The 7,104-nt window shown below is 72.3% G+C and carries 4 protein-coding genes and 1 pseudogene; 2 read left to right on the plus strand and 3 right to left on the minus strand.

All coding sequences use genetic code 11. The features are described from left to right. Positions 1-155 precede the first annotated feature (155 nt). On the plus strand, positions 156-1,151 hold the full coding sequence (locus HMPREF9719_RS01530; protein ID WP_004600199.1) for an esterase/lipase family protein: 996 nt from the start codon (positions 156-158) through the stop codon (positions 1,149-1,151). Here the strand turns inward: HMPREF9719_RS01530 and HMPREF9719_RS01535 are convergent. The 3 genes from HMPREF9719_RS01535 to HMPREF9719_RS01545 form a co-directional block, all read right to left on the minus strand. Further along, entirely contained in the window at positions 1,148-1,837 is a 690-nt protein-coding gene (locus tag HMPREF9719_RS01535) for a biliverdin-producing heme oxygenase (RefSeq protein WP_004600200.1), read from the minus strand. The two genes, HMPREF9719_RS01530 and HMPREF9719_RS01535, sit on opposite strands and share 4 nt — an antisense overlap. A 130-nt stretch (positions 1,838-1,967) precedes the next feature. Next, on the minus strand, positions 1,968-5,117 hold the full coding sequence (locus HMPREF9719_RS01540) for a bifunctional [glutamine synthetase] adenylyltransferase/[glutamine synthetase]-adenylyl-L-tyrosine phosphorylase (RefSeq protein ID WP_004600201.1): 3,150 nt from the start codon (positions 5,115-5,117) through the stop codon (positions 1,968-1,970). Between the two features lie 68 nt (positions 5,118-5,185). After that, positions 5,186-6,529: a glutamine synthetase family protein gene (locus HMPREF9719_RS01545; RefSeq protein WP_004600202.1), complete on the minus strand. Its 1,344-nt coding sequence runs from the start codon at positions 6,527-6,529 to the stop codon at positions 5,186-5,188. 149 nt (positions 6,530-6,678) lie between these two features. Between HMPREF9719_RS01545 and HMPREF9719_RS01550 the strand changes: the two are divergent. After that, a pseudogene (locus HMPREF9719_RS01550) lies at positions 6,679-7,104 on the plus strand (hypothetical protein); the annotation flags it as partial.

Here is a 7,104-nt window from a genome sequence, read left to right on the forward strand (position 1 = left end):
CGACATGCAGGCCGGGCTGCTCGCCGCGGCGGGCGCGGGCCTGGTCGCGGTCGCGCTGGGCGCGGCGGCGCTTATCGCGCGGCGGCGCCTGGGCTAGACGCCCCGGCCTGGCGAAAGCCTTCATTCCGGCCGCCGGGCGGCGGTAGGATCGGGGTATGGAAAAGCCACCGCTCCGCGTCGAGCTGCCGCCCGCCCCCGGGGTGCGGGTGCCGGTGTCCCACAGCTTCCCGAGCGCGCAGCGGCGCGCCTCGCGGCACCCGGAGTGGCTGCCGCGCGGGGTCAACGACCCCGAGCCGCGCCGCCCGGTGACCCACCCGGTGCCGGTGGTGCTGCTGCACGGGACGTGGGCGAACTCGTACGTGACGTTTTCCTACCTGGCGCCGGCGCTCGCGCAGCAGGGCTACCGGGTGTTCGCCTTCGACTACGGCTCGGACGACCGGATCGGGCTGGGCCGGATGCGCTCGGTGCACGGGATTCGCCCGCTGCTGGAGAGCCAGCGGGAGGTCGCGGCGTATATCGACCGCGTCCAGGAGCTCACCGGCGCGCCGCAGGTCGACCTCGTGGCGCACTCGCAGGGCGTGGCGCAGGCGAAGCTTTTTATCGCCGACTCGCTGGAGAACGACGGGCCGGGCCGCAACCGGGTGCGCCGGCTCGTGGGCCTGGCGGGCAACAACCGGGGCAGCACGCTCTCCGGGTTGGTGTGGCCGGTCATCTGGCTGGAGCAGCACGGGATCCCGGCGCTGAGCTGGGCGAGCCGCTGGCTGGGCGGCGCGCTACAGGACCAGGCGATCACCGGGGAGGCGGTGGCGGTGATGAATCGCCACGGGGAGACGGTGCCCGGGGTGGACTACACGATGATCATGACGCGCTACGACCAGATGGTCACCCCGTGGCAGACGCAGCGCCTCCACCCGGACCCGGGCACGCCGGCGGCCGCCCGGGAGGTGCGCAACATCGTGCTGCAGGACGGCGCGCCGCTGGACTTCTCCGACCACTCGGCAGTGCTCTACAACCCGCGGGTGCGCGACTTCGTGCTCGAGGCGCTCGCCGAGGACCGGGCGGCCTACCGGGCCAGGCACCGGCAGGTCTCGGGGCTCGTGGCGCCGCTTATCGGGCCGATCCCGCCGCTGCGGCGGGGCCGGGGCCGCTAGGCGATCCCGGCGGCGGCGGGCTCCCCGCGGCCGAGGCCCGCGAAGACCGCCATGTTGAGGCGGAAGGCGAGCCCGGCCTCGGCGATGAGCCGGGTGTCTTCCCCCGGCGCGAGCGGCAGCCGGTCGAGCTCGGCACGGTAGGCGTCGCGGTAGCGCTTGATGGGCCCGACCTCCTCGAAGCGGTAGAAACTCAAAGCCTCGGGCGGGATGCCGTAGCGGCGCCGGCAGACCGCGGCGATGGCCTGCCCGCCGGAGAGGTCGCCGAGGTAGCGCACGTAGTGGTGGGCGACGAACGCGACGCCGTCTTTCTCCTCGCCGATGCGGCGCAGCCGGGCGACGTAGTCGCGGGTCTCGGGCGTGGGCTCGAGGGACTCACGCCAGGAGGTATCGCCGTGGAGCTCGTCGAGGTCCGATTCGAGGCGCGCGACGCGCTCGAGGCGGGGGTCGATGACCCGGGAGGCGACAGGGTGGTCGGCGAGCAGGTGGCCGGCGTCCTCGAGGGCGCGGTAGAAGATGAGGGCCTGCTCCTGGAGGCGCACGAAGTCCTCGCGGCTGCCCGCGCCGGTGAAGAGCCGCTCCATGAAGTCGGAGTGCTCGGCGTCGTGGTGGGGGGCCTCGGTCGCGGCCTTGAGGCGGCGCCACAGCCCGGCGGGGCGGGCGTGCGCGAGGCGGCTATCGGTCGTCATCCGTCATCCTTAGCTGATCCTTGGCAATGTCGTTGACAGAATAGCCACCGAGCCAACCCTAGAACATCAAACTAAGGATTGATTTACTTTAATTTTTTGGCGGATACGCCGCGGCGCGGCGCCCGGCCTGCTAGGGCTCGAGGGTGCGCTCGCCCCAGAAGGCCTGGTCGACGACGGCGCGAGCGCGGCGGGTGACGCGCAGGTAGTGCTCGAGGAAGCCCTGCGGGTCGTCGGGGTCCCAGCCGGCCGCGCCGGCGACCTGCGCGAGCTGCGGGCCCGGCTTGGGCAGCTGGTCGTGGCGCCGGCCCTTGACGAGCACGAGCGCGTTGCGCGTCGCGGTCGCGGTGAGCCACGCCTCCTTCAAGATCTCCGCGTCGCGGGCGCTTAAGATCTCCTCCTCCGCGAGCACGTCGAGCGCGCCGAGCGTCGAGGGGGTGCGCAGCCCCGGCACGCGGTGAACGTGCATGAGGGTGAAGAGCTGCACGGTCCACTCGATGTCGGTTAAGCCCCCGCGGCCGAGCTTAGTGTGGGTGGAGCGGTCCGCGCCGCGCGGCAGGCGCTCGTTGTCGACGCGGGCCTTCATGCGGCGCACCTCGCGGATGGTGGCCTCCTCGATCCCGGAGCTCGGGTAGCGGAAGTCGTCGATGACCTTAAGGAAGCGGTCGGCGAGCTCCCGGTCGCCGGCGACGGGCGCGGCGCGCAGCAGCGCCTGGAGCTCCCAGGTCTCCCCCCAGCGCTCGTAGTAACGCCGGTAGGACTCCACGGTGCGCACGAGCGCCCCGGAGCGGCCCTCGGGGCGCAGCCCGACGTCGACCTCGATGGGCGGGTCGTCGGAGGGCTTCTTTAAGCGCCGGCGCATCGAGTCGCACACCCCGCTCGCCCACTTGAGAGCCCGGGACTCGTCCTCGCCGTCGGCGGGCTCGGCGACGAAGAGGACGTCGGCGTCCGAGCCGAAGCACAGCTCCGCGCCGCCGAGCCGGCCCATGCCGATGACCGCGATGCGCGCGGGCGGCTCCTCGTCGCCGGACTCGGCGAGCCGGTACCGAATCTCGGCGCGCAGCGACGCCTCGAGCACCGCGACCCACACCCGAGAGAGCGCCTCGCAGACGCGGGGCACGTCGAGCATGCCCAGCAGCGTCGCCGAGGCGATGCGGGCGAGCTCGCTGCGGCGCAGGGAGCGCGCCACCGAGATGGCCTTGTCCGGGTCGCGGTAGCGGCCCGCGGCCGCGACCAGGGAGCGCGACACCGTCGACGGGGAGGTCGACATGAGCCTGGGCCCGCTCGCGCCGTCCTCGAGCATCTTGACCAGGTCGGGGTTCTGGATGATGAGCGAGGCGGTGTACGGCGAGGTGCCGAGGATGTGGATGAGCCGGCGGCCCACCACCCCCTCGTCGCGCAGGAGCCTTAAGAACCACGACTTGTCGTGGGCCGCCTCGGAGAGCTTGCGGTAGTTGAGCAGGCCCGCGTCGGGGTCTGCGGTGCGCGAGAGCCACTCCATGAGCGTCGGCAGGAGCAGCGCCTGAATGCGGGCCTTGCGCGACGAGCCGGTCGCGAGCCTGGTGAGGTGCTCGACGGCGCGCTCGGGGAACTGGTAGCCCAGCGCGGTGAGCTGGCGCTGCACCGCCTTCGGGGAGAGCTTCAGGGTGTCGACGTCGAAGTTGACAACCGAGTCGAGCAGCGGGCGGTAGAAGAGCCTGGAGTGCAGCTCGGAGATGAGCAGCCTCACCCGCCTCAGGCTCACGACGAACTCGTCGGTCGCGGAGTTCGAGCGCCTCGCCCGAAAGCCCGCGGACCTGGCGACCCACTGGAGGTTCTCCTCGTCGTCCTCGCTGGGCAGCACGTGGGTGCGCTTGAGGCGCTGCTGCTGGAGGCGGTGCTCGAGGAGCCTAAGGAAGCCGTAGGCCTCCTGGAGCCTGGGGCCGTCCTCGCGGCCGACGTAGCCGCCGGCGATGAGCGCGTCGAGGGCCTCGAGCGTGGAGCGCACCCGAAGGCTCACGTCCGAGCGGCCGTGGACGAGCTGGAGGAGCTGCACGGCGAACTCGACGTCGCGCAGCCCGCCCTTGCCGAGCTTGAGCTCCCGGCCGGCCTCGTCCTTGGGCACGTTGTCGACGACCCTGCGGCGCATCGCCTGGATGTCCGCGACGAACGAGTCGCGCCTGGAGGCCTCCCACACCCGCTCCCCGATCGCGTCGGTGTAGGCCTCCCCCAGCGCCAGGTTGCCGGCCTGCGCGCGGCCCTTGAGCTGGGCCTGGAACTCCCACGTCTCGGCCCACTTGTCGTAGTAAGCGACGTGCGAGGCGAGGGTGCGCACCAGCGCCCCGGAGCGGCCCTCCGGGCGGAGGTTCGCGTCGATCTCGAAGAAGCAGCGCGAGCCCACCGCGGTGGTCTCCGCGGCGAGCCGCGTCGCCTTCGACGTCGCGGGCTCCGCGACGAAGAGCACGTCGACGTCCGAGAGGAAGTTGAGCTCCTGGGCGCCGCACTTGCCCAACGCGACGACCGCGAGCCGGCTCTCGGGGCGCTCGTCGCCGTAGACCGTGCGCACCGCGACCGCGAGCGCGCAGGTCACCGCCGCGTCCGCGAGGTCGCTCAAGAGCCGCATGACCTTGCGGATGGGCACCTCGGGGTGGCCGGGGTGGCGCTGGGTCTCGGGGAACGTGCCGGCCAGGTCGTGGGCGGCGATGCGCATCATCAGGGTGCGGTAGCGCTCCCGGGCCTTGGTCTCGGCGGCGCGCCCCGACTCGGCCGCGCGGTAGGTGCCCGCGGTCGAGAGGTCCTCGCTCGCCGGGTCGGGCTCGCCGCGCCACGCCTCGCCCGAGTCGCCGCCCGCGCTGTCGTCGTCGGGCTCCTCCCCGCCGGGCGCGGCGTCGCCGGGCTCGAAGGCGGGCGTGGCGCCCACCGACTCGAGCATGCCGGCCATCATCTCCTCGCGGGTGGGCAGGTCTTCGAGCAGCTCCCGCCAGGTCTCGGGGTGCGCGGCGAGGTGGTCGCCGAACGCCGAGGAGCCGCCGATGAGCGCCATGAGCCGCACCCGGAAGCGCGCGTCCTCGCGCAGCGCCCGGTCGAAGTCCTCGGCCTCGCCGGCGTCTTTCAGCCCCTGCGCGAGGCGCAGCATCGTGTTGAGCGCGAGGTTGGGCCGCCCGCTGCCGGCGAGCGCCCACAGCGCGGGCACGTGGTCGGTGTTGTCCCAGCCGAGCTCGGCGATGTCCTCGCCGGCCCGGCTGCCCTGCAGCCCGAGGACCGCGGGGCGCGGGATCGCGGAGGTTCGCGACGTTGCCGGCACCGGTCGGTGCTCCTTTCCTATCGTTGGTTCTTCTCGACGGCCGGGCCTCTCTTCTCGCCCGGGCGGCCTTAGAAGTCAAGGAGGTTGGTGAGCTCCCAGGGGGTGATCTGGGACTCGTAGCGGTGCCACTCCTGCCACTTGGCGCGCAGCAGGTACTCAAAGACGTGCTCGCCGAGGATGTCGGCGAGCAGCTCGGACTTCTCGGCCTTGCGCAGCGCGTGGTCGAGGCTGCGCGGCAGGTCCTCATAGCCCATCGCGCGGCGCTCGTGGCGGCTGAGCTCGGAGATGTTGTCCTCGGCCGGGTCGTCGAGCTCGTAGCCCTCCTTGATGCCCTTGAGCCCGGCGGCGATGACCGCGGCGAATGCGAGGTACGGGTTGCAGCCGGAGTCGATGTTGCGCACCTCAACCCGGCGCGACTCCTCCTTGGTGAGCCGGTAGGTCGGCACGCGAACGAGCGCGGAGCGGTTCGACACGCCCCACGTCGCGGCGGTGGGCGCCTCGTCGCCGAAGATGATCCGCTTGTACGAGTTCGGCCACTGGTTGGTCACCACGGAGAGCTCCGGGGCGTGGGCGAGCACGCCGGCGATGAAGTGCCGCGCGGTCTCCGAGAGGCTGAACTCGTCGTCCGGGTCGTGGAAGGCGTTGTCGGAGCCCTCGAAGAGCGAGAGGTGGGTGTGCATCGCCGAGCCCGCCGCGTCCCGGTACGGCATGGGCATGAACGTCGCCTTGACGTCGTTGCGGCGCGCGACCTGGCGCACGACGTACCGGAAGGTCATCACCGAGTCCGCCATCGTCACGGCCTCGGCGTGGCGCAGGTCGATCTCCTGCTGGCCCGGCGCGGTCTCGTGGTGGGAGAACTCGGTGACCACGCCCATCGACTCGAGCGCGAGCATCGCCTGGCGGCGGAACTTCGGGGCGACGTTGTTGCTCGCCTGGTCGAAGTAGCCGCCGTTGTCGGTCGGGGTGAGGATGGGGTGTGCCGGGTCGCCGTTGTCGGTGTAGAGGTAGAACTCGATCTCCGGGGAGACCATGGGGGTGAACCCGTCGTCGGCGGCGAGCTCGACCTGGTGGCGCAGGATGTGGCGCGGGTCGGAGAACATCGGCTGCCCGTCGGGCAGAACGATGTCGCAGAACATGCGCGCGGCCTTGACCTCGGGCTCCTCCTCGTCGAAGGGCATGAGCTGGAAGGTCGAGGGGTCCGGCAGCGCGATGGTGTCGGCCTCGGAGATGCGCGCGAAGCCCTGCACCGAGGAGCCGTCGAAGCCCACGCCCTCCTCGAAGGCGCTCTCGAGCTCCGCGGGGGAGACGACGACCGACTTCAGGTGGCCGAGGATGTCGGTGAACCACAGCCTGATGAAGCGGATGTCCTGCTCCTCGATGGATTGCAGTACGAACTCCTGTTGGCTCTCCATAGGCCCCAAGCATACCGGCGGCGGCTCACACCGAGCGCGCTATTCGAACATGTATTCGCTAGCCGATCCGGGCGGGGTGCTCCACTTGGCCCCGCGGCCGCTCCGAGGCGCGCCGCCCCGACAACTCGACACCGACGAATGGAGCAGCCATGTCCCCCGCCGAGCGCGCCGACCTCGAGTCCACCGCGATCCTCTACCTACGCCACGCCGCCGCCTCCGGCTGGGCGCCGCCCGACCTGCTCGCAGCGCTGGGCGCGGCAGCAGCCCCGCTCATCGACGCCGCGGCGGCCGAGCTCGCCCCAGAAGCGCTCGGCGCGCACGCCGCCGAGTGGCGGGCGGGAAGCGGGCTGCCCGGCGCGCCCGCGCCGGATGAGGGCGAGCTGCGCCGCCTGCTGGTCGGCATCGCCGGGCTGTACCCGCTCGCCGACCGGGCGCTTCCCTATCCCTATCTCCCCACCTTTAGCGCGGGCGGCCGGCCCGCGGGCGATCCGCGGCGCGCCCGGCTCGCCGCCGCGCTCCTCTCCAAGGCCGCCTCGACGACGTTCCCCGCGGAGGCGGCGGCGCTGCGCGCCCGC

The sequence above is a fragment of the Corynebacterium otitidis ATCC 51513 genome (assembly GCF_000296405.1).
GTDB classification, from domain to species: domain Bacteria; phylum Actinomycetota; class Actinomycetes; order Mycobacteriales; family Mycobacteriaceae; genus Corynebacterium; species Corynebacterium otitidis.

What these genes read in the sequence shown, in the direction of transcription:
- HMPREF9719_RS01530 (WP_004600199.1), top strand. Translation starts at nt 156, where the DNA reads ATGGAAAAGCCACCGCTCCGCGTCGAGCTGCCGCCCGCCCCCGGGGTG.
- HMPREF9719_RS01535 (WP_004600200.1), bottom strand. Translation starts at nt 1,837, where the DNA reads ATGACGACCGATAGCCGCCTCGCGCACGCCCGCCCCGCCGGGCTGTGG.
- HMPREF9719_RS01545 (WP_004600202.1), bottom strand. Translation starts at nt 6,529, where the DNA reads ATGGAGAGCCAACAGGAGTTCGTACTGCAATCCATCGAGGAGCAGGAC.